Consider the following 21424-nt stretch of genomic DNA (forward strand, 5'->3'; position numbering starts at 1 on the left):
AGCTGTTGGATGAAGATTCTGAAATGGTCGGGCCTGGCTGCGATCGCCGGTCTGTTGCTGATCGCTGCCCCCGGCGAACGCGCCGAGGCGGCGCCGCTGTCGACCCCGGGTATCGCCGCCGCGGTCCAGCGGGACGCCATCCCGCAGGCGACCGAGGTGCAGTACCGGCATCACCGGCACATGCACCGCCATCACTACCGTGGGCACCGTCACCACCACATTCGTCGGCACTACGGCCACCGGCACCACCATCATCATTACCGGCATCATCATCACCGCCACTGGCGCTGATACGGATCGGTTACCAACGGGCCCGCAAACGCGGGCCCGTTTTCGTTGCGGCGGTTGCATTTCGACGGCTTACGCCGACATGATGGCCAGCAACAGCCGATGGAGGTGACGATGCGGACATGGATCGGAGCGGCCATTGTGGCGACGGCGCTCGGCGCCGCCGGTCCCGCGGGCGCAACTCCTGTGAGCGCCGCCCAGACACCCAGGGTGACGGCACCCAGCGTGACGACACTGCAGGCGACCGATATCAGCGCGCGGCAGCGCAAGCCGCAGGCCAGACATCGCCACGTCCGGCGGCATCATTCGGCGCCACACCGCACCTATGTGTATGGGCCGCGCGGCAGCTACGACTACGACGCCCGCCCGCATTGGTACCGGCCCGATCCGGTGTCGCCGTTCTTCCCGTTCAGCTACGGCTGGGGCCTCGGGCCGTCGTGGTAAGCGCCGCGGTGCTGCCGCTGCAGGCGGCCTTCGGCGCATTCATCACGCGTTCAGTCAGCCAGCCCTAGCGTCGCACTCCTGGTGCAACGACAATGCGCCGCCTGCGGCGCAGGGAGAGGCGAGATGGCGGATCTGCGCGTGATCCATTTGCCCGCAACTCAATCCTTGCGACCTGCGCCCGGTCCTCTGCGGCTGGTTCGCCGGATCGGTGCGGCGGCGCTGATGGCAGCCGCGGCGCTTTCGATTTCGGCAATCACACCGCGTCCGGCCCTGGCGCTGTCCCCTGCTACTCCCGCGACCAAATCCATCAGCTCTGCTGCTGCAACACAGCCGATCCAGGTGCAGCATCATTTCGGCCATGGCGGCGGTCCCCGCGTCGGCGGATTCCATGGCGGCGGATTCCGCGGCGGTCATTTCCGGGGAGGACCTGCATTCCATGGCGGCCTCCGCGGCGGGCCGGCGGTTGGACCACGGTTCTATGGCGGCGGACGGCATCTCTACGGCGGCCCGCGGGTCTATGGCGCACCGCGCTTCTACGGACGGCCGCGCTATTTCGGCGCTCGTCACTACGGCTTCCACCGCCGTTACTACCGGCCGCGCGTGTACGGCTATTACGGGCCGGCCTATTACGGCTCCGCCTACTACTACCCTGCCTATTACGGCTACTACCGGCCGCGGGTCTGCCGCGTGGTGTGGACCTATTACGGCCCGCGCCGGGTCTGCCACGTCCGACATTGGCGGCACCACTGGCACCGGCACTGGCGGCATCATCACCGCCACCATCATCACCATCGCCACTGGCGCGTTTACTGACCGATCTCAAAAGCAAAACAGGCGCCCCGGGGGGCGCCTGTTTCGTTGTTAGTTCGACCGGTGCTCAGTGCCAGTCGCGGATGTCGACGAAGTGGCCGGCGATCGCGGCGGCGGCGGCCATCGCGGGCGACACCAGATGGGTGCGGCCCTTGAAGCCCTGACGGCCCTCGAAGTTGCGGTTTGAGGTCGAGGCGCAGCGCTCTTCCGGCGCCAGCTTGTCGGGGTTCATCGCGAGGCACATCGAGCAGCCCGGCTCGCGCCATTCGAAGCCCGCCTTGATGAAGATCTTGTCCAGCCCCTCGGCCTCGGCCTGCTCCTTCACCAGGCCGGAGCCCGGCACGATGATGGCGTTGACGTTGGCGTTGACGGTCTTGCCCTCGGCGACCTTGGCGGCGGCGCGCAGGTCTTCGATGCGGCCGTTGGTGCAGGAGCCGATGAACATCCGGTCGATCTTGATGTCGGTGATCTTGGTGCCGGGCGTCAGGCCCATATAGGCCAGCGCGCGCTCCTTGGAGAGTCGCTTGGCCTCATCGGCGATGTCGGCCGGGTTCGGCACGCGGCCGGTGACCGAGATCACGTCCTCGGGGCTGGTGCCCCAGGTGACGATCGGCGGCAATGCAGCGGCGTCGAGCTTCAGCTCGTGATCGAAATGCGCCCCGTCGTCGGAGCGCAGCGTCTCCCAATAGCGCAGCGCGGCGTCCCAGGCGGCGCCCTTGGGCGCCAGCGGACGGCCCTTCAGGAATTCGTAGGCGCGCTCGTCCGGCGCAATCAAGCCGGCGCGGGCGCCGCCTTCGATCGACATGTTGCAGACCGTCATGCGGCCTTCCATCGACAGCGACCGGATCGCGTCGCCGGCGTATTCCAGCACGTAGCCGGTGCCGCCCGCGGTGCCGATTTCGCCGATGATCGCCAGGATCACGTCCTTGGCGGTGACGCCGTCCGGCAGCTTGCCATCGACGGTCACGCGCATGTTCTTGGCTTTCTTCTGGATCAGCGTCTGGGTCGCCAGCACGTGCTCGACCTCGGAGGTGCCGATGCCGTGCGCCAGCGCGCCGAACGCACCGTGTGTCGAGGTGTGGCTGTCACCGCAGACGATGGTGGTGCCGGGCAGCGTGAAGCCCTGCTCCGGGCCGATGACGTGGACCACGCCCTGACGCTTGTCGAACTCGTTGTAGTAGGTGATGCCGAAGTCGCGGGCGTTCTCGGCCAGCGCGGCGATCTGCTCGGCGCTTTCCGGATCCGGATTCGGCTTGGAGCGATCCGTGGTCGGCACGTTGTGATCGACCACCGCCAGCGTCTTCTCCGGCGCGTGCACCTTGCGGCCGGCGGTGCGCAGACCTTCGAACGCCTGCGGCGAAGTCACTTCGTGCACCAGATGGCGGTCGATATACAGCAGGCAGGTGCCGTCTTCGGCCTCGTGGACCAGATGGTCGTTCCAGATCTTGTCGTACAGCGTGGTGGGCTTAGCGGACATGGTGTCGGTCCTTCGGAAGGATCTTTGATTTGTCGAAGTGAGTAGGATCGCGCGGCGCCAATGCGCCGTCGGCTGATCAGCTAATCAGCGCGGCCGTGGTCAGCCGGCCGAAGAACCGCCACGGCAGGCGGCTGCGGTCGTCGAGCACAATCTTCGAGGCGCGGCGGCGGTTTGGAAACATTCCATCCATATAGCACGTCGCGGCAGGGCCACAACGCTTCGCCGAGCAGACAGGCGCACAGCGCAGGCGCAACAAAAAAGCGCGACCCGAAGGCCGCGCTTTCGAAATCCGAAATATCGAAGCGCCGATTACTCGGCCGCAGCAACCGCAGCGGTGCGGTCCTGCTTCTTCTCGACGATGCGGGCCGACTTGCCGCGCAGGTTGCGCAGGTAGTACAGCTTGGCGCGACGCACCTTGCCGCGGCGCACAACCTTGATCGAGTCGATCATCGGCGACAGCAGCGGGAACACGCGCTCCACGCCCTCGCCGTACGAGATCTTGCGCACGGTGAAGCTCTCGTTGATGCCGCCGCCCGAGCGGCCGATGCAGACGCCTTCGTAGGCCTGCACGCGCGAACGCTCGCCTTCGACGACCTTCACGTTGACGATCACGGTGTCACCGGGACCGAACTCCGGAATCGTCTTGCCGGCCGACAGCTTGTCGAACTGCTCTTTTTCGAGCGTCTGAATCAGGTTCATCGATAATTCTCCATCGGCGGCGCGCCCGACCATCCCGGCGCGGGCTGCGCAAAGATCCATTGTCCTGCCATTGCACGGATTTGGCGGTGCTATACGGCAATCTTGGGGGTTTGTCACCCGTCCGTCTTGTTTTTTGGCGATTTTTGCGATTCGCCCTTTGCCCGAATGGTTTGCGCCGGCTTAGCAGCCCACAAATCCGGTCGCCGGGCCTTGGTCAGGGCCTCCGCTTCGCCCAGACGCCACGCCGCGACCTTGCCGTGATCGCCCGACAGCAGCACCTCGGGGATCAGCCGGCCCTCGAACGTCTGCGGCCGAGTGTATTGCGGATATTCCAACAGACCGGCCGAAAAGCTCTCGTCGGTCGAGGATTCCAGCTTGCCCATCACGCCCGGCAGCAGCCGGACGCAGGCATCGATCAGCGCCATCGCGGCGATCTCGCCGCCTGACAGCACGTAATCGCCGATCGAGACCTCCTCCAGCCCCCGCGCGTCGATCACCCGCTGGTCGATGCCTTCGAACCGGCCGCAGACGATCAGCGGCCCGGGGCCGGCCGCCAGCTCGGCAACGCGTGCCTGGGTCAATGGCCGACCGCGCGGGCTCATCACCAAACGCGGACGGTCCGCGGATGCGTCCACGGCGTCGATTGCGGCCGCCAGCACGTCCGCCCGCAGCACCATGCCGGGGCCGCCGCCCGCCGGCGTGTCGTCGACGCTGCGGTGTCGGTCAGTGGCCGAGTCCCGGATATCGCGCGCCTCCAGGCCCCACAGCCCGGACGCCAGCGCCCGCCCCGCCAGGCTGACGCCGAGCGGGCCGGGAAACATCTCCGGAAACAGGGTGAGGACAGTGGCGCGCCAGGTCATGCAGGGCCTGCAACAGGTGAGGCGTCATGCGCGGGCTTGACCCGCGCATCCATCATCTTCGCGAGACGATGGATCGCCGGGTCAAGCCCGGCGATGACCACAGAGAATGTAGCAGCGTTCGGCCGGACCGATCGACGCGCCTTCACGCCTCCGGATGGTTCGGCGTGTCGCCTTCGATCTCGTTCGGCGGCTCGATCACCACCTGGCCGACGGCGAGGTCGACGGTCGGCACCACGGCGTTGGTGAACGGCAGCAGCAGCGTCGGACCTGACGGCGGCGCGATTTCGATGATGTCGCCGGCGCCGAAATTATGGATCGCCACCACCTTGCCGAGGGGATCGCCCGTCGTGGTGACCGCGGCGAGTCCGATCAGGTCGGCGTGGTAGTACTCGTCGGCCTCGGTCGGCGGCAGCTTGTCGCGTGCCACATAGAGCTCGACGCCGTTGAGCCGTTCGGCCTCATCACGCGTGGTGACGCCTTTCAGCGTCACCACCAGATGGCTCTTGGCCTCGCGCGCGCTCGCGATCTCGAACTGGCGCGCGCCGTCCTTGGTCACGAGCGGACCGTAGTCGCTCACGGCGAACGGATCGGCGGTGAAGCTCCACAGCCGCACCGCACCGCGCACGCCATGCGGCGCGCCGATCCGGGCGACGCAGATGAGCCCGGACGGCATCAGCCGCCCCGCTTACTTGCCGTCAGCGGCCTTGCGCTCCTTGCGCGGCACCGCCTTCTCGGGGTTGTTGCGGGCTTCACGCTTGCGGACACCGGCGGTGTCGAGGAAGCGGGCCACGCGGTCCGACGGCTGCGCGCCCTTGGCGAGCCAATCCTTGACCTTGTCGAGGTCGAGCTTGAGGCGGGCTTCGTTGTCCTTCGCCATCAGCGGATTGAAGTAGCCGAGACGCTCGATGAAGCGGCCATCGCGCGGGAAGCGCGAATCGGCGACGACGACGTGATAGAACGGGCGCTTCTTGGTACCAGCGCGCGCGAGGCGGATGACGACGGACATTGCGGATCTCCTAGGTGGGGGTTCGTGTGTGTTGGTATTTCTAAAGTCGTCAGCTCGTCATTCCGGGGCGCGCGCTAAGCGCGCGAACCCGGAATCCCGAGGTGTTCTGGAAGCCGAGATTCCGGGTTCGCGAGCTGACGCTCGCGCCCCGGAATGACGACGAAAGCAAAATCCCGCGGCTCATTTCTTCTTCCCGAGGAAGCCGCCGAGTCCCGGCAGCGTCGGCTTGCCGGACAGGCCGGTGAGGCCGGGCAGATTGGGCATGCCGCCGCGCAGCGACGCCGGCAGATCCTTCGGCAGCTCCGGCAGCCCTTCGGGCATGTCGCCGCTCTTCATCTTTTCCTGCATCGCCTTGATCTCGTCCGGCGAGGGCAGGCCGCCGCCGAAGCCCATCGCCTTGGCGAAGCCGGCCATCGGGCCGCCCTTGCCGCGACCCACGGCCTTCATCATGTCGGCCATGTTGCGATGCATCTTCAGCAGCTTGTTGACGTCCTCGACCTTGATGCCGGCGCCGGCGGCGATGCGCTTCTTGCGGCTGGCCTTGAGGATGTCGGGGTTCTTGCGCTCCTCGCGGGTCATCGAATCGATGATCGCAACCTGGCGCTTGAGCACCTTGTCGTCGATCCCGGCAGCCGCGATCTGGTTCTTCATCTTCGAGATGCCGGGCATCAGGCCCATCAGGCCGCCGATGCCGCCCATCTTGGTCATCTGCAGCAGCTGATCGCGCAAGTCCGTCAGATCGAACTTGCCCTTGCGCATCTTCTCGGCGACGGCGGCAGCCTTTTCGGCATCCAGTGTCGCAGCAGCCTTTTCGACCAGCGAGACGATGTCGCCCATGCCGAGGATGCGGCTGGCGATCCGGCTCGGATGGAAGTCTTCCAGCGCATCGGTCTTTTCGCCGGTGCCCATCAGCTTGATCGGCTTGCCGGTGACGGCACGCATCGACAGCGCGGCACCGCCGCGGCCGTCGCCGTCGATACGGGTCAGCACGATGCCGGTGAGGCCGACGCGCTGATCGAACGCGCGCGCGAGATTGACGGCGTCCTGACCGGTCAAGCTATCAGCGACCAGCAGCACTTCGTGCGGATTGGCGGCGGCTTTGATCTCGGCCGCCTCGGTCATCATCTCTTCGTCGAGCGTGGTGCGGCCGGCGGTGTCGAGCAGCACCACGTCGTAGCCGCCGAGCTTGCCGGCTTCCATCGCACGCCGGGCGATATCCGGCGGCTGCTGACCGGCGACGATCGGCAGCGTGTCGATCGAAAGATCGCGGCCGAGCACCGCGAGCTGCTCCATGGCGGCCGGACGATAGACGTCGAGCGAAGCCATCAGCACCTTGCGCTTGTCGCGCTCGGTCATGCGGCGCGCCAGCTTGGCGGTGGTGGTAGTCTTACCGGAGCCCTGCAGACCGACCATCATGATCGGCACCGGCGGCACGGCGTTGAGGTCGATCGACTGAACTTCGGACCCCAGCGTGGCGATCAGCTCGTCATTGACGATCTTGACCACCATCTGGCCGGGCTTGACCGACTTGACGACGGTGGCGCCGACCGCCTGCTCGCGGACCCGCTCGGTGAACGAGCGCACCACTTCGAGCGCGACGTCGGCTTCCAGCAGCGCGCGACGGATTTCGCGCATCGCCGCATCGACATCGGCCTCGCTGAGCGCACCGCGCCCGGTCAGCCGATCGAGAATGCCACCCAGCTTTTCCGACAGATTGTCGAACATCGGCCCAATTCCAGCGACGGCCTTCCGGCGAAAGGCCTACAAAACCAAACACTTATGGCGCCCGAGGGCGCATCGCGCTGTCGGACGTTGACCTCCGGCCTCTTAGGACCGGGCGGCGGATCGAAAGACAAGCCTTTCGAGAATTTGGCGATCCATACGCGCTCGACGGGCGAAGCGCAAGGCTGGTCCGCCGGCGCGCGGTTTCGGTCGCACGCAGGGCACCGGTGCGCAAGGCAGAAAGCTCGCTCGACGACGGTATTATTCTGCAGGCTAGCGACCTCCGGGTCCCATCGCGTGACAGGCAGGTCGAATTCGCAAGGTCCGCTTAAGGCGAATTTCGGCAAGTCGGCGCCCACGCCGCCGCTCCCCGTAGTTCTACAAGCTCCCGGACCTCGGGACGGCTGCTATAGGGCCGCCCCGCTCCGAAGTTGCTGCTTTCCGGTTAATCTCGACATGAAATTCGTGAAGCTTGCAGATGCCCGCGCCGCGATCGAGCAGCTGCTCGACGAGGTCGAACGCGGTGAGACGATCATCATCACCCGCGGCGTCCTGCCGCGCCGCAAAGCCGGCGAGCCGCAGGAGCAATGGCGGACCGCGATGCAGGACCTGCGCGATCTGAAGAAGGGTGCCGGCCTCGCCTCGATTGAAGACCTGCTGCAATGGCGCGAGGAACAGCGAAAGGCTGCCCGCAGCCGGCGGACCGCGCCGATCCGGTGGATCTGACGCCCGGTAAACCTTGCCGTACGAGCGACCGCGCTTAGATGACCAGTCCACACACGGGTCAAGCGTGATGAACCTTCGCAAGGCAGCCGGAACAACCGGCGCCAATCCTGACTTCTCCCTCCATCAGCCCTTGACGATCGTTTGCCTGCCGGACCGGGCTCCGTGATGCGCTTGGCGAAGCTTCACAAACTCGCGGCTCGGTTGATCGGCGCGTGACTGTATGACGTTGATCACGCGCCGCCGCCTGCTGGCGACCGCTGCCGGCCTTGCCGCCACGGCCGGGCTTTCCTCCCTCTGGATCTCCCGCATGAGCTATTACCAAGGCCCGGTCACCGATCACTTCGATGGCACGCGCTTCTTCGATCCCGATGGGGCGCCGCCGAAGAGCTTCTGGGAGGTGATGCGCTGGCGATTCAGCCACAAGCCGGCGCAATGGCCCGAATGGGCTCCGAGCCCGTTCGCCGACACGCCGCCGCCGCGTGTCGACGGCGCCGGCGTCAGGCTGGTTTATGTCGGCCATGCGAGCTGGCTGATCCAGACCGCCGGACTGAACATCCTGATAGACCCGGTATGGTCGGAGCGGGTGTCGCCGGTCAGCTTCGCCGGGCCCAAACGGCACAACGATCCGGGCATCGCGTTCGACCGCCTGCCGAAGATCGACGTGGTGCTGGTGTCGCACGGCCACTACGACCATCTCGACCTCGCTACGCTGTCGCGGCTTGCTGCCGCGCATGCGCCGCGGGTGATCACGCCGCTCGGCAACGATCTGACCATGACGGCGCACGATGCCACGATCCGCGCCGAAGCTTATGACTGGAGCGACCGCGTCGAACTGAATGATCGCGTCGCGGTGACGCTGGTGCCGACCCGGCATTGGACGGCGCGCGGCCTGTTCGACCGCAACCGCGCACTGTGGGCCAGCTTCGTGCTCGAAACGCCCGCCGGCAAGATCTACGTGGTGTGCGATTCCGGCTATGGTGATGGCCGGCACTTCCGCCGCGTCCGCGACGCCCATGCGCCGCTGAAGCTGGCGATCCTGCCGATCGGCGCGTACGAGCCGCGCTGGTTCATGCAGGATCAGCACATGAATCCGGCTGACGCCGTGAAGGCGCTGGCCGATTGCGGCGCCGAGCGGGCGCTCGCCAATCACCACGGCACCTTCCAGCTCACCGACGAGGCGATCGACGCACCCGAGCAGGCGCTGTATGCGGCGCTCGATGCCGGGGGCGTCCCGCGCGAGCGGTTTCCGGTGCTGAAGCCCGGGCAGGTGTTCGAGCTGTGAGCGCCGCGCTTACTGCGCCTTGATACCCCAGTTCACCGTGACCGACACGTTCAAGGTCTGCTCGCCCGGCGCAACCTGAGCGCCGGTCGACAGATCGGCAGCCATCTTGCGCATCGGCACCATGCCGGGGGCGGAATCTTCGGCAATCGACAGCGGCGCACCGAGCGTGAGACCGGCGGCGCGCGCGTAAATCTCGGCCTTGCGGCGCGCATCGGCGACCGCTGCGGTCCGCGCTTCGTCGAGCAGCTTGGATGCATCGCTGACGGTGAAGCTGATGCCGCGCACCTCATTGGCGCCCGCCACCATCAGCCGATCGAGAATCCCCGCCACCGCCGCGATGTCGCGCACCCGCACCGACACGATGTTCTTGGCGACGTAGCCGGTGACTTCGCTTGGACCGGGGCGGTCGGCATATTGCGGCTGCAGCGACAATTGCGAGGTCTGGATATCCTTGCCGTCGATGCCGGCGTTCTTCAACTCCAGCAGCACTTTGCCCATTGCCAGATTGGTAGCTTCCGCCGCCGCGCGGGCCGACTTGGCGAAGTTCGACACCCCGGCTTCGATCATGGCGGTGTCGGGCGCGACCGACTTCTGCGCTTCGCCGCGCACGACGATACCCGGCGGCGGGGCGTCCTGGGCACGCGCCGGCAGCGCGACGAGCAGGCAGCAAGCGGCAGCAACGGAAACAGAGCGGAGCATGTTCATTTCATCGGCACGTAAACGTTGATCACCAGCTTGTCTTCGGCGGTCTTCAGCGGGTCGGTGATGTATTCCTCGATGAAGGTGTCCTTGGCCTCGAGCTTCTTGTCGTCGAGGAAATTGGTGATCGCCTCGTAGGTGTTGTCCATGTTGTCGTAGGAGCCGCGATGGACGAACTTGAGCGCCTTGCCGTCGGGCGACTTGCCGATGCTCATCGACTTGGCGAGGTTCTTCGGCTCCTGCGGCACCGGCACCTGGGCCTGGAAGGTGAAGCCGGTATCGTCGGTCGAGGTGTAGACAATCATCGGGTTGCCGTTCGGCGCGATGCCCTGCTTGTCGAGCAGCGCGGTCAGCGACTTGAACGCGTCCATCAAACTGTCGAACGCGTTATCCCAGTTCGCCTTGCCCTTCAGGATCACCACCGTCTTCGGCTCCAGCGTGGTCTCCTCGCCGAACGGATCGGCGGTCTGCACCGGCGCGGGCGTGGACGGCGCCGCGGGGGTCTGGGCCGCTGACGGGGGCGTGGCGGGAGCCGGCGTCGCAGCCGGTGTTTCGCTCGCCGTCGGCGGCGTCGCTGGGGCAGAGGTCGACGGCGCAGAGGTCGACGGATTTGCCGGGGTGGCAGGCGCAGGCGTCGCCTGAGCCGGCGCCGGTTGGGTCGGCGCAGTCTGAGCTGGCGTCGGTGCTGCGGCTGCCGGCTTGTCCTTGGCGTCCTTGCTGGCGTCGGGGGCGGTCTGGGCTGATGCGCCGGCGATGCCGAGCGTCAGCACCAGCGCCGGCATCAGCCCGACGCGCGTCACACCAAACAGGCAGGGGCGTTCCATTCCATCTCTCCCAAGGCCACCGCGAACGTCGCCCGACCTTCCCGGGTGGCGCAGCATCGGACTTGCGCCAGTCACCGAGTCGAGCGGCTCCTCATAACATCCGATCCGCGATTTCGTCCCGTCCTGGCGAGCCATGCGATGGCGGTGTGGCTTCCCTGTGGCCGCGCGCCGCTGCGGGCGGCAGACTGGCCAAACCGGGCCGGGTTCGCCATATAGGCGCGGCGAGGACGAGAGCATGAGCGCGCTGGACAACCGCCTGTTCGCCAAGATGAACGGCATCGGCAACGAAATCGTGGTGGTCGACCTGCGCGACCAGCCGGCGCCGGTGACGCCGGCCGATGCGCGGGCGGTGGCGGCTCACGTGCCCTACGATCAGTTGATGCTGCTGCAGCCGGCCCGGCTGTCCGGCACCGAAGCCTTCGTCCGGATTTACAACAATGACGGCTCCGAATCCGGCGCCTGCGGCAACGGCATGCGCTGTGTCGCGCGGCAGATGTTTGCCGGCAGCGACCAGAACGGTCTGACCTTCGAGACCCGCGCCGGCCTGCTCAATTGCTGGCGCGGCCCGGCCGATGGCCTCTACACCGTCGACATGGGCGAGCCGAAGTTTGGCTGGCAGGACATTCCGCTCGCCGAGGAATTCCGCGACACCCGGATGATCGAATTGCAGATCGGCCCGATCGACGCGCCAGTGCTGCACACGCCGTCGGTCGTCAGCATGGGCAATCCGCACGCGATCTTCTGGGTCGACGATGTGAACGCCTATGATCTCGGCCGGTTCGGACCATTGCTCGAGAACCATCCGATCTTCCCGGAGCGCGCCAACATCACGCTCGCCCATATCGTCGATCGCCAGCACATCACGATGCGGACCTGGGAGCGCGGCGCCGGGCTGACCAAGGCGTGCGGGTCGGCCGCCTGTGCGACCGCGGTCGCGGCCGCGCGGCTGAAGCGCACCGAGCGGACGGTCGACATGACGCTGCCGGGCGGCCAGCTCACCATCGAGTGGCGCGAGAGCGACAACCACGTGCTGATGACCGGCGGCGCCGAATTCGAGTTCGAAGGCCGGTTCGATCCGGCGCTATTCGCCGGCGCACTCGACCCGACCGGCGCCTGATGGCCGTCGAGGTCGTCACCTTCGGCTGCCGCCTCAACGCGTTCGAGTCCGAGCTGATCCGGCGCGAGGCTGAAGGCGCCGGCCTCGCTGACACCATCGTGGTCAACAGCTGCGCGGTGACCAACGAGGCGGTGGCCCAGGCGCGGCAGCAGATCCGCAAGCTGAAACGCGCGCGCCCCGAGGCCCGGATCATCGTCACCGGCTGCGCGGCGCAGACCGAGCCGGCGACATTCGCCGCGATGGCCGAAGTCGACCGGGTGATCGGCAATGATGATAAGACCCGCAGCGAGGCCTGGCACGCCGCCAAGGGCGCGCTGAAGGCCGGCCCGAGCTTCGGGCTCGACACCGAGCAGAAGATCGCGGTCGCCGACATCATGGCGGTGCGCGAGATGGCGCCGCATCTGCTGGACGGGTACCAGAGCGGACTGCCGCGGGTGTTCGTGCAGGTGCAGAACGGCTGCGACCATCGCTGCACCTTTTGCATCATCCCGTATGGCCGTGGGAATTCCCGCTCGGTGCCGGTCGGCGCAGTGGTCGAGCAGGTGCGGCGGTTGGCCGAGCGCGGCCACGTCGAGATCGTGCTGACGGGGGTCGACCTCACCAGCTACGGCGCCGACCTGCCGGGTACGCCGAAGCTCGGCACCCTGGTTAAGAAAGTGTTACGGCACGTGCCGGAGCTGCAGCGGCTGCGGATCTCGTCGATCGATCAGGTCGAGGCCGACCGCGAGCTGATCGATGCGCTCGCTACCGAACCGCGGCTGATGCCGCATCTGCACCTGTCGCTACAGGCCGGCGACGATTTGATCCTCAAACGGATGAAGCGCCGGCATGCGCGCGCCGACGCGGTCGCGTTCTGCAGGGAGGCCCGGCGGCTGCGGCCGGACATCGCGCTCGGCGCCGATCTGATCGCCGGGTTTCCGACCGAGACCGACGAGATGTTTCAGCGCTCGCTCGACCTGGTCGAGGAATGCGGCCTGACGTTTCTGCATGTGTTTCCGTATTCGCCGCGGCCCGGCACGCCGGCCGCGCGGATGCCGCAGCTCGATGGTCGCGTGATCCGCGATCGCGCCGCCCGGCTGCGCGCAGCCGGCGATGCAGCGCTGCAGCGGCGGCTGGCCGCCGAGATCGGCACGACCCGCGCGGTGCTGATCGAGAGCCCGACGCAGGGCCGCACCGAGCACTTCCTCCTGGTCGCGATCTCGGGCGCGACGCCCGCAGATGTGCAGACCCTGCGGATCACCGGGCACGACGGCGCGCGGCTGACCGTATAGCGGCGCCAATTACTTCAGCGTCCACACGCCGGTGTGTTTGATTTCGGAATCTTCCAATTCGCGCGTCACCGGGACGCTATAGCTCGCAAGCTTCACGAGTTGATCTTTCGGCAAGTAGTAGCGTCCAGGATCGCCGATCAGCACCTGCGCGCCCTGTGCTGCACGGCCTTGCAGGAAGGTGAAGGCAAGCCCGGCGATGTCCTGCTGATAGAAGATATCGCCAGCCAGCACGGCTTGCGCCGGCAGCGGATGCGGCCCAGCGAGCAGATCGTCGCCGCAGACCTCGATCACGACGCCATTGGCCGCAGCATTGACCAGGATCGCCTCGCGCGCAAACCCATCGATATCGAACGCGGTGACCTTGCGCGCGCCGGCCTTCATCGCCGCGATCGCCACCAGCCCGGAGCCGGAGGCCAGATCGATCACCTCTTTGCCGGCGACGTCCTGCGGATGATCCAGCACATAGCGCGCCAGCGCCTGCCCGCCGGCCCAGGCGAACGCCCAGAACGGCGGCGGCAACCCGGCTTCGCCAAGCTCTTCTTCAGTCTTGCTCCACAGCGGCAGCGCCTCGTCGGCGACATGCAGCATCACCTCCGGCACGAGCGGCACCTCGCGCAGCCGGGTATTGGCATGGATGAAGGCGATGGGATCAGTAATGGCGGAGCTGCTCATCGCGCGGTGATGGGCGAGCGGTGGAGAGATGTAAAGCGATCACCATCCTCATCCTTCGAGACGCGGCCAAATGGCCGCTCCTCAGGATGAGGTGCCTAGGCTCCAGGCAAGGCCCTCATGGTGAGGAGCCCGGCGGAGCCGGGCGTCTCGAACCATGATCTGTCCTGCTGTCCGTCCCCTAAAGCCCACCCATCTTGCAGACCAGTTTCCATTCCTCAGCGGTGACCGGCTGCACTGACAGGCGCGAGTATTTCAGCAGCGCCATTTCGGCGAGGCGGGGCTCGGCCTTGATGGCGGCAAGGGTCACCGGCGTCTTCAAGGGCTTCTCGGCCTTGAGATCGACGCAGACGAATTTGCCGCTGGCATCGGTCGGATCTGGGTAGGCTTCGCGGATAATCTCGGCGATGCCGACGATCTCTTTGCCCTCGTTGGAGTGATAGTAGAACGCGCGGTCGCCGCGCCGCATCGCCACCATGTGCAACTTGGCGGAGTGATTGCGTACGCCGGTCCAGGCTTCGCCCTCGGCACCCTTGGCGACCTGCTGGTCCCACGACCACACCGACGGCTCAGATTTCACCAGCCAATACGCCACCTCTATTCCTCCGCCTTGAGCGGCCGCGTCAGCAGCCCTTCGATCGCGGCATCGACGCTGAGCTTGCCGCTGAGCACCGCCGCCACCGCGGTCGAGATCGGCATGTCGATGTCCTTGGCCTGCGCCATCTCCAGCAGCACCGGCGCGGTGTAGTAGCCTTCGGCGAGCTTGCCATGCGCGGCGGTCTCGATCTGCTCGCCGCGGCCGAGCGCCATGCCGAACGAGAAATTGCGCGACTGCGGCGTCGAGCAGCACATCGTCAGATCGCCGAGCCCCGACAGGCCGTGCATGGTTTCGATTCGCGCCCCATAGGCCTTGCCGAACCGCACCAGCTCGACGAAACCGCGCGTGGTCATCGCCGCCCGCGCGGACGCGCCAAGCTGGCGGCCCTCGACGATGCCGGCGGCGATCGCCAGCACGTTCTTGGTGGCGCCGCCGAGTTCGACGCCACGCACATCGGTCGAATGATACGGGCGGAAGCTGCCGGAATTCATCGCCTGGGCCAGCGCCTGCGCGCAGGCCGCATCGGTGGCGGCGATCGTCACCGCGGTCGGCAGCCCGCGCGCCACGTCCGCCGCAAAGCTTGGACCCGACAGGATCGCCGGGATCGCAGCCGGTGCCGCTTCGGCAACGATCTCGGTCATGAACCGGTGGGTGCCGTGCTCGATGCCCTTGGCGCAGGCGACCAGCGGGGTTCGCGGCGCGATCAGCGGCTGCAGCGACGTCACCACTTGGCGCAGCACCTGTGCCGGCACGACCAGCAACAGCGCGTCGGCGCGCGCCGCCTCGGCGAGGTCGCGCGTCACCTGGATCGAGGGTTCGAGCCGCACGCCGGGCAGGAAGCGGCTCTCACGCGCCGCAATCAGATGCTCGGCATTGCCGGCATCATGCTCCCACAGCGTCACGTTTCGGCCAGCCCGCGCGGCGGTCTGCGCCAGCGCCGTGCCCCAGGCTCCGCCTCCGAGCACGGCAATCGAATTCAACGAACTCATCGCAATATCATCCAAGCCACCGACTTGAGCCCGGCCTTAGAACCCGGCGCGCGTGTTGGCAAATTTGGCCGGCGCGGTGGCGTTGGCGTCGAGCAGCCAGCGCGCGCGCGGCGCGGTATCCATCGTGTCGGTGAGGCCGAGCGCCAGCCGTTCGGCGCCGGCCCAGGCGATCATCGCGCCGTTATCGGTACACAGCGCCGGCGGCGGCACGATCAGCGTGGTCTGCGCTTTCGCCGCGACCTCGCGCAGCATCCGCCGGATCGCCTGATTGGCGGCGACGCCGCCGGCCGCAACCAGCGCTTTCGGCGGACCGAACCGTTCCTTGAACAGCCGCAGGCCGGCGCCGAGCCGGTCAGCCACCGACTCCAGCACCGCCGCCTGGAAGCCGGCGCATAGATCGGCAATGTCCTGCGGATCGAGCGGCGTCAGCTTGCCGGCCTCGTTGCGCACCGCGGTCTTCAGGCCGGACAGCGAAAAATTGGCATCCTGGCGGCCGAGCATCGGGCGGGGGAATGCGAACCGGTTGGGATCGCCGGCTTCGGCCGCGCGTTCGACCTGTGGGCCGCCAGGGTAGGGCAGGCCGAGCATCTTGGCGATCTTGTCGAACGCCTCGCCGACCGCGTCGTCGACCGTCGTTCCCAGCCGGACGTAGTTACCGACGCCGAGCACGGCGACGATCTGGGTGTGGCCGCCGGAGGCGAGGAACAGGCAGTAAGGAAACTCCACCGCATCGGTCAGCCGCGGCGTCAGCGCGTGGGCTTCGAGGTGATTGACCGCAATCAGCGGCGTGCCGTGCACCAGCGCAATCGCCTTGGCGGTGGTCAGCCCGACAATCACGCCGCCGATCAGTCCGGGCCCAGCGGCCGCAGCGACGCCCGACAGTCCGGCGAATGCCACGCCAGCTTCGTTCATCGCAGCTGCAATAATGCCGTCGAGCACGTCGACATGGGCGCGCGCGGCGATCTCAGGGACGACGCCACCAAACGGGGCGTGTTCGTCGGTCTGGGAACGTACAATATTGGAGAGAAGCCGGCCGCTGCCGTCGGCGCGGCGCTCGACCACGGCGGCTGCGGTTTCATCGCAGGTGGTCTCGATCCCCAGCACCAGCAAGGCTTGTTCACTAGTCAAATTGAGCCCTTGCGTTTGCGCCCGAACCAGCGTTCTCCTTGCCTCGCGTAGCATTGCGGGGTCTTGGAATGCAATCATCCCCTTGGCGCCCTGCGGCCCCGGCAGATTGCGTGGGAGCGGCGAAGCGGGGTGCTGCGGCGCGACCGGTTTTCACGCGGCTCAGGGTCATGCGGCCGGGCTACTTCGGATTCACTCTCATCAATCGACAGCCGAGGACGTAACGCGTGGCTTTGCTCGTCACCCGCCCGCAACCCGACGGCGACGCGACTGCGAAGACGCTGCGCGCCAAAGGTTATGACGTGTTGCTGGCGCCGATGCTGCGGTTCGAGCCGGTGCCGTTTCCCGACGATCCCGACGCGCACTACACCGGCGTGATCGTCACCAGCGCCAATGCGCTGCGTGCGCTGGACGATCAGCCGGTGCTGGCGCGGCTGTTGAAACTGCCGCTGTTCGCCGTCGGCAAGCACACCGCCCGCAAGGCGCAGGACGCCGGCTTTAGCGACGTGATCATCGCCGACGGCGATGCGGCCAAGCTCAGGATCAAGATCCGCGACACCTTCAGCGGGAAAGACAAGCGCGCTGGCGCGTTGCTGTATCTGGCGGGCGCCGATCTGTCGCGCGACCTCGCCGGCGAATTGCGCGAAGATGGCTTCGAGGTGGTGATGCAGACCGCCTACCGGATGATGCCGGTGCCGAGCCTGCCTGCCGAGGTGTGCGACGCTTTCGCGGCTAATCGCATCGAGGCTGTGCTGCATTACTCGCGGCGCAGCGCCCGGGCGTTCATCGACGCGACGCGGAGCTCCGGCATCGAGATTTCGGCGCTGGCGATTCCGCAATGCTGCCTGTCGGAGGCGGTCTCCGAGGTGGTGCGTGAGGCCGGCGCCAACCAGGTGATGGTGGCGCGCAAGCCGGACGAAAAGGCGCTGCTCGAAGCGCTGGATCGGGCGCTCAGCCCGGCCAAAGTGAATTGATGCCGCGCCGGACCGCCGGCGCCGACAGGTAGCGACGAGGAAAATCCAGGGATGGTCCAGAACAGGCCCGAACACGAACAGGCTGCGGAACCGGCCGAGCTGGCTCAGCCGACCGGCGAGGAGATCAGCGCCGCGCCCGCCGGCGCCGAGGCGGAAGCCGCAGCGGAGACAGCACCCGAGGCCGAACCGGCGCGGGGACCGGAGCAGGCGTTCGACATCGCCGCCGATCAGCGCGAGCAGGCCGAACAGGCTGCCGGGCTGCCGGAACCGGAATTTGCCACCACCACGGCTGCTGCCGATGCGTCGGCGACCGCGCAAAGCTCCGCAGCACCGCGCAACAGCATCGCGTCGCTGATCCTGCCGCCGGTGCTGACGATCGCGATCGCCACCGGCCTCGTGGTCGGCGCCGCCAAGATGGGGCTGTTGCCGCAGTTCCTGTCGTCGACCAGCGTCACCGCCCCGCAGGCCGACCCGACGGCCCTTGACGCGCTGAACGCACGGATCGCCAAGCTCGAAGCCGCTCCCGCAACCGGCGGCGCCGCAGCCGCGCCGAGCGACACCGCGGCGCTGGAAGCGCTCGCGATCCGGATCACCAATCTCGAAGCCCGGCCGAAGGCGGCGGCCGATGGCGCTGCCACTTCCGATCCCGCCGCTACCGGCCGGATCGACGCGCTGGAGAAGTCGGTGGCATCACTGCGTGACGATCTGACCGCGCTACGCGGCCAGACCGAACAGCTCGCCGCGACCATCAAGGAGCTGAAGGCGTCTCCGGACGCCAGCGCTGGCGAGGCCAAGCCGACTGCGGACGCCGCCGCCGCCGACAAAACGGCCGCGCTGGAGCAGACCACCGCCGCAATGGCGGCGATCGATCGGCGCCTTGGCGCACTGGAAACTGCCGCCAAGGCCGAAGCCGAAAGACCCGCGCCGAAGACGGCCCCCGCCGAAGACGGCGCGCTGCGCCGCGCGGTCGCCGCCACCTTGCTCGACCTCGCGGTCACGCAAGGCCAACCGTTTCAGGCACTGCTGAAGGCCGCGGCGCCGCTGGCGCCCGATGCTGGTGCGCTGAAGCCGCTCGACCGCTTCGCTGCGACCGGCGTGCCGAGCGCCCGTGCGCTCGGCCAGGAGCTGGTCGATCAGCTGCCCGGCCTGCTGCCCGACAAGAGCACCGCGAACGCCAACTTCATCGACCGGTTTCAGGCCAACGCCGAGCGGCTGGTGAAAATTCAGCGTTCGGACGCGGTCGAAGGCATCGATCGCACCGCGATCGTCGGCCGGCTGACCGCGGCCGGCAAGCAGGGCGACATCGCCGCCGCGCTGAAGGAGCTGAAAGCGCTTGCGCCGGGTGACCGCGCTCCTGTTCAATCCTGGATCGACAAGGCCGAGGCGCGCGACCAAGCGCTCGCCGCGTCCCATCAATTCGCCACCGCAGCGCTCGGGGCGCTGCAAAAACCGTCGCCATAGGTCTGCCCATGCTGCGCATCGTTCTGTTTCTCGTGATCATCGCGCTCGCGGCGGCGGGCGCTGCCTGGGTGGCCGAACAGCCCGGCGAAGTGGTGCTGTCGTGGAACGACTGGAAGGCGTCGATGACACTGCCAGTGTTCGCGCTGGTGCTCGGCGCCGGCGTGGTCGCCGTGATGCTGGCCTGGGCGGTCATCCTCGGCGTGCTGCGCGCACCCGGCTGGATGAAGCGCGGCCGCAGCTCGCGGCGTAGCGCCCGCGCCCGCAACGCCATCACCCAGGGCCTGCTCGCCGTCGGCCATGGCGACAGCAGCGCCGCTCGTGCCCACGCCAACGCGGCGCGCCGACATGCCCCGCACGATCCGCTCGCTCTGCTGCTGCAGGCGCAGTCGGCACAGCTCGAGGGCGACCGCGAAGGCGCCCGTCGCGCGTTCCTGGCGATGGCCGCCCGCAAGGACACCAAGTCGCTCGGCATGCGCGGGCTGTATATCGAGGCGCAGCGCGCCGACGATCCCTATGCGGCCCTGGCGATCGCCGAAGAAGCGCTGCGGCTGCAGCCGACCTGTGCCTGGGCGTCGCAGGCGGTGCTCGGGTTCCGCTGCGCCCGCTCGGACTGGACCGGCGCCCTGGAAATTCTCGAGCGCAATCTGTCGGCTGGCCTGATCGATAAGAAGGCGTTTCGCCGGCAGCGTGCGGTGCTGCTGACCGCGCGGGCGACCGATCTGGAAGAAAGCGACGAGAGCCTTGCCCGCGACAGCGCGCTGGAAGCCAACAAGCTGGCGCCGACCCTGGTGCCCGCGGCGGTGCTGGCAGCCAAATATCTGGCCGACGCCCATCAGGTTCGGCGCGCCATGAAGGTGATCGAGGCAGCCTGGCAGGCGCAGCCGCATCCGGACCTGGCCTCGACCTACGCCAACCTGAAGCCGGGCGACACCGCGACTGCGCGGCTCGGCCGGGTCGAGAATCTGGTCGCCAAGGGTCCGCAGCAACTCGAGAGCGCCGTTGCGATCGCACGCGCGGCGATCGACGCTGGCTCGCTCAGCCGCGCCCGCGCCGCACTGCAGCCCTATCTCGACATGCCGACCCAGCGCGTCGCGATGCTGATGGCCGAGATCGAGCACGGCGATCGCGGCGACACCGCGAAGGCGCGGGCCTGGACGCTGCGGGCAGTGCGCGCGCTGCACGACCCGGTGTGGACCGCCGACGGCTATGTGTCGGATCACTGGCGGCCCGTTTCGCCGGTCACCGGACGGCTCGACGCGTTCCAGTGGCAGGTGCCGGTGTCGGCGTTGCCATCCAACAAGGTCGAGGTGATCGACGACAAGTTCCACGACGCCCTGATCGCCTCGGCGGCCGGCGAAGCGCTTCCCGCCAGCACGACGGCGGAAGCCGTCACCGTCACGGTGGAGGCGGCCCCGGAAGCCCCGATCGTGACGCCGAAGGAAACCACCGTTGTGGCCGATGAGCCCGCCAAATCGGACAAACCCGCCAAGGCGACTGAGGCTCCCACTGAGGTGGCGGCCGGGCCGGCGTCGTCTGCGGCGCCGCTGTTCCACCGCCGCAAGGAGGCGGCCCCGGTGATTCCGATCGTGCGGGCTCCCGACGATCCAGGCGTCGACGAAGACGCGGCACCTGAAGAGTTCGCCGAACGCTCGCAGGCGCCGGCGGCCGGGCAGAGCAGCGGCTGGCGGGGTTACCGACCGCCGCGCTGAGCCCACGGCGCGCTTCTGTTGTTGGGACGACGTTCAACAAAACCACACCGGCGGATGCTCCGACCGCCGGTTCAGGCGCCCTGGTTCTTGCCAATCAGGCCGCCGCCCGATATCAGGAGCCGACGTTTCGGGCCGCTTCGTCAGCGCGCTCGCGGTCGCCGCAATAGCTCAGCTGGTAGAGCACGTCATTCGTAATGACGGGGTCGGGGGTTCGAATCCCTCTTGCGGCACCACCCTTTCTTCCTTCACCGGCACCGATCCTGATCCGCCACGCCACGCGTGAGTTCGGGCGCAGCCAGGCCTCGGCTTCAAGGGCTTCGTCGGGACGCTTCCGAAGCAAGCGCGTCCAGCGGACCATCTTGTTGTCTCCGGGTGTGATCTGACGCCGAGCATGTCTCCATCCAGGCTCGCTCAAGCACTTGGCACGACCAGCATGCCTTGGAGCGAACACCTGTCTGGCTGCATCGAACGTCCAGCCGAGCGTTCGGAGACATCGCCGACACATGGGAGTGCGTTGGACGGGGCTGGGGGGCGATGCTCCGTATCTTGGCCAGGCACAACCTCAAGACGTTCGCCTGCCCCAAATAGAAAAGCCCGCGCGATGCGCGGGCTTTTGTTGGTACCGGCTCACCCGCCTGGGTGAGCCTCGATGTCATGATCTCAACGCTTGGTTT

General features: G+C 67.5%; 22 protein-coding genes and 1 tRNA gene. 11 read left to right on the forward strand and 12 right to left on the reverse strand.

All coding sequences use genetic code 11. The annotated features are described in order from the left end of the window. Window positions 1-9 precede the first annotated feature (9 nt). The 3 genes from DY467_RS12245 to DY467_RS12255 all read left to right on the forward strand — a co-directional run bounded on the left by DY467_RS12245 (window position 10) and on the right by DY467_RS12255 (window position 1545). Window positions 10-291, forward strand: coding sequence for a hypothetical protein (locus DY467_RS12245; RefSeq protein ID WP_107342484.1), 282 nt, complete (start codon window positions 10-12; stop codon window positions 289-291). Between the two features lie 111 nt (window positions 292-402). Continuing rightward, on the forward strand, window positions 403-732 hold the full coding sequence (locus tag DY467_RS12250; protein WP_205502315.1) for a hypothetical protein: 330 nt from the start codon (window positions 403-405) through the stop codon (window positions 730-732). A gap of 123 nt (window positions 733-855) precedes the next feature. Continuing rightward, window positions 856-1545: a hypothetical protein gene (locus DY467_RS12255; RefSeq protein ID WP_164636342.1), complete on the forward strand. Its 690-nt coding sequence runs from the start codon at window positions 856-858 to the stop codon at window positions 1543-1545. A gap of 64 nt (window positions 1546-1609) precedes the next feature. Here the strand turns inward: DY467_RS12255 and leuC are convergent, their stop codons facing one another. The 6 genes from leuC to ffh form a co-directional block, all read right to left on the reverse strand. Beyond that, window positions 1610-3019 carry a 3-isopropylmalate dehydratase large subunit gene (leuC, locus tag DY467_RS12260; RefSeq protein ID WP_164573476.1) on the reverse strand — a complete coding sequence of 470 codons (1410 nt, stop codon included), beginning with the start codon at window positions 3017-3019 and terminating at the stop codon, window positions 1610-1612. 309 nt (window positions 3020-3328) lie between these two features. Further along, complete coding sequence (gene rplS, locus DY467_RS12265; protein ID WP_011155809.1) at window positions 3329-3718, reverse strand: 50S ribosomal protein L19; 390 nt, start codon at window positions 3716-3718, stop codon at window positions 3329-3331. Window positions 3719-3831: 113 nt separating this feature from the next. Continuing rightward, window positions 3832-4578, reverse strand: coding sequence for a tRNA (guanosine(37)-N1)-methyltransferase TrmD (gene trmD / locus DY467_RS12270; protein WP_164636344.1), 747 nt, complete (start codon window positions 4576-4578; stop codon window positions 3832-3834). A gap of 142 nt (window positions 4579-4720) precedes the next feature. Next, a complete protein-coding gene (gene rimM / locus DY467_RS12275; RefSeq protein ID WP_011155811.1) occupies window positions 4721-5251 on the reverse strand; it encodes a ribosome maturation factor RimM in 531 nt (176 codons plus the stop codon). A 12-nt stretch (window positions 5252-5263) separates the two neighbouring features. Then, window positions 5264-5584 carry a 30S ribosomal protein S16 gene (gene rpsP, locus DY467_RS12280; RefSeq protein WP_011155812.1) on the reverse strand — a complete coding sequence of 107 codons (321 nt, stop codon included), beginning with the start codon at window positions 5582-5584 and terminating at the stop codon, window positions 5264-5266. Between the two features lie 180 nt (window positions 5585-5764). Next, window positions 5765-7309 carry a signal recognition particle protein gene (gene ffh, locus DY467_RS12285; protein ID WP_164636346.1) on the reverse strand — a complete coding sequence of 515 codons (1545 nt, stop codon included), beginning with the start codon at window positions 7307-7309 and terminating at the stop codon, window positions 5765-5767. 453 nt (window positions 7310-7762) lie between these two features. Between ffh and DY467_RS12290 the strand changes: the two genes are divergently transcribed. Together DY467_RS12290 and DY467_RS12295 are read left to right on the forward strand one after the other, a co-directional pair. Continuing rightward, window positions 7763-8032: a type II toxin-antitoxin system Phd/YefM family antitoxin gene (locus DY467_RS12290; protein ID WP_164573770.1), complete on the forward strand. Its 270-nt coding sequence runs from the start codon at window positions 7763-7765 to the stop codon at window positions 8030-8032. A 220-nt stretch (window positions 8033-8252) separates the two neighbouring features. Then, a complete protein-coding gene (locus DY467_RS12295) occupies window positions 8253-9314 on the forward strand; it encodes an MBL fold metallo-hydrolase (RefSeq protein ID WP_164636347.1) in 1062 nt (353 codons plus the stop codon). A 9-nt stretch (window positions 9315-9323) separates the two neighbouring features. Here DY467_RS12295 and DY467_RS12300 read toward each other — a convergent pair whose 3' ends face one another. Both DY467_RS12300 and DY467_RS12305 read right to left on the reverse strand, forming a co-directional pair. Next, complete coding sequence (locus DY467_RS12300) at window positions 9324-10019, reverse strand: SIMPL domain-containing protein (protein WP_107342492.1); 696 nt, start codon at window positions 10017-10019, stop codon at window positions 9324-9326. Beyond that, window positions 10016-10837 carry a GyrI-like domain-containing protein gene (locus tag DY467_RS12305; protein WP_164636349.1) on the reverse strand — a complete coding sequence of 274 codons (822 nt, stop codon included), beginning with the start codon at window positions 10835-10837 and terminating at the stop codon, window positions 10016-10018. The genes DY467_RS12300 and DY467_RS12305 overlap by 4 nt, the downstream gene beginning before the upstream one ends. A gap of 235 nt (window positions 10838-11072) precedes the next feature. Between DY467_RS12305 and dapF the strand changes: the two genes are divergently transcribed. Together dapF and mtaB are read left to right on the forward strand one after the other, a co-directional pair. Further along, window positions 11073-11954 carry a diaminopimelate epimerase gene (dapF, locus tag DY467_RS12310; protein WP_164636351.1) on the forward strand — a complete coding sequence of 294 codons (882 nt, stop codon included), beginning with the start codon at window positions 11073-11075 and terminating at the stop codon, window positions 11952-11954. Further along, window positions 11954-13225 carry a tRNA (N(6)-L-threonylcarbamoyladenosine(37)-C(2))-methylthiotransferase MtaB gene (gene mtaB, locus DY467_RS12315; RefSeq protein ID WP_164636353.1) on the forward strand — a complete coding sequence of 424 codons (1272 nt, stop codon included), beginning with the start codon at window positions 11954-11956 and terminating at the stop codon, window positions 13223-13225. Before dapF ends, mtaB begins: the two co-directional genes overlap by 1 nt. A 9-nt stretch (window positions 13226-13234) precedes the next feature. On the opposite strand, the gene DY467_RS12320 is transcribed toward mtaB, so the two are convergent. The 4 genes from DY467_RS12320 to tsaD form a co-directional block, all read right to left on the reverse strand. Beyond that, window positions 13235-13897, reverse strand: coding sequence for a class I SAM-dependent methyltransferase (locus DY467_RS12320; RefSeq protein WP_164636354.1), 663 nt, complete (start codon window positions 13895-13897; stop codon window positions 13235-13237). A 178-nt stretch (window positions 13898-14075) separates the two neighbouring features. Beyond that, window positions 14076-14489 carry an EVE domain-containing protein gene (locus DY467_RS12325; RefSeq protein ID WP_164636362.1) on the reverse strand — a complete coding sequence of 138 codons (414 nt, stop codon included), beginning with the start codon at window positions 14487-14489 and terminating at the stop codon, window positions 14076-14078. A 2-nt stretch (window positions 14490-14491) separates the two neighbouring features. Then, the gene (locus tag DY467_RS12330) at window positions 14492-15481 is read right to left on the reverse strand and encodes an NAD(P)H-dependent glycerol-3-phosphate dehydrogenase (protein WP_164636364.1); all 990 of its coding nucleotides are present in this window, start codon (window positions 15479-15481) and stop codon (window positions 14492-14494) included. Window positions 15482-15517: 36 nt separating this feature from the next. Beyond that, window positions 15518-16591, reverse strand: coding sequence for a tRNA (adenosine(37)-N6)-threonylcarbamoyltransferase complex transferase subunit TsaD (gene tsaD / locus DY467_RS12335; RefSeq protein ID WP_107342498.1), 1074 nt, complete (start codon window positions 16589-16591; stop codon window positions 15518-15520). 242 nt (window positions 16592-16833) lie between these two features. Here tsaD and DY467_RS12340 point away from each other — a divergent pair, with 242 nt between their 5' ends. The 4 genes from DY467_RS12340 to DY467_RS12355 all read left to right on the forward strand — a co-directional run bounded on the left by DY467_RS12340 (window position 16834) and on the right by DY467_RS12355 (window position 20983). After that, window positions 16834-17580 carry a uroporphyrinogen-III synthase gene (locus tag DY467_RS12340; RefSeq protein ID WP_164636366.1) on the forward strand — a complete coding sequence of 249 codons (747 nt, stop codon included), beginning with the start codon at window positions 16834-16836 and terminating at the stop codon, window positions 17578-17580. A 51-nt stretch (window positions 17581-17631) separates the two neighbouring features. Next, entirely contained in the window at window positions 17632-19041 is a 1410-nt protein-coding gene (locus DY467_RS12345) for a COG4223 family protein (protein ID WP_164636368.1), read from the forward strand. Window positions 19042-19049: 8 nt separating this feature from the next. Beyond that, the gene (locus tag DY467_RS12350) at window positions 19050-20750 is read left to right on the forward strand and encodes a heme biosynthesis protein HemY (RefSeq protein WP_164636370.1); all 1701 of its coding nucleotides are present in this window, start codon (window positions 19050-19052) and stop codon (window positions 20748-20750) included. A gap of 157 nt (window positions 20751-20907) precedes the next feature. Then, window positions 20908-20983, forward strand: a tRNA-Thr gene (locus tag DY467_RS12355). Window positions 20984-21424: the final 441 nt, after the last annotated feature.

The organism is Rhodopseudomonas sp. BR0G17 (assembly GCF_010907025.1).
GTDB classification, from domain to species: domain Bacteria; phylum Pseudomonadota; class Alphaproteobacteria; order Rhizobiales; family Xanthobacteraceae; genus Rhodopseudomonas; species Rhodopseudomonas palustris_H.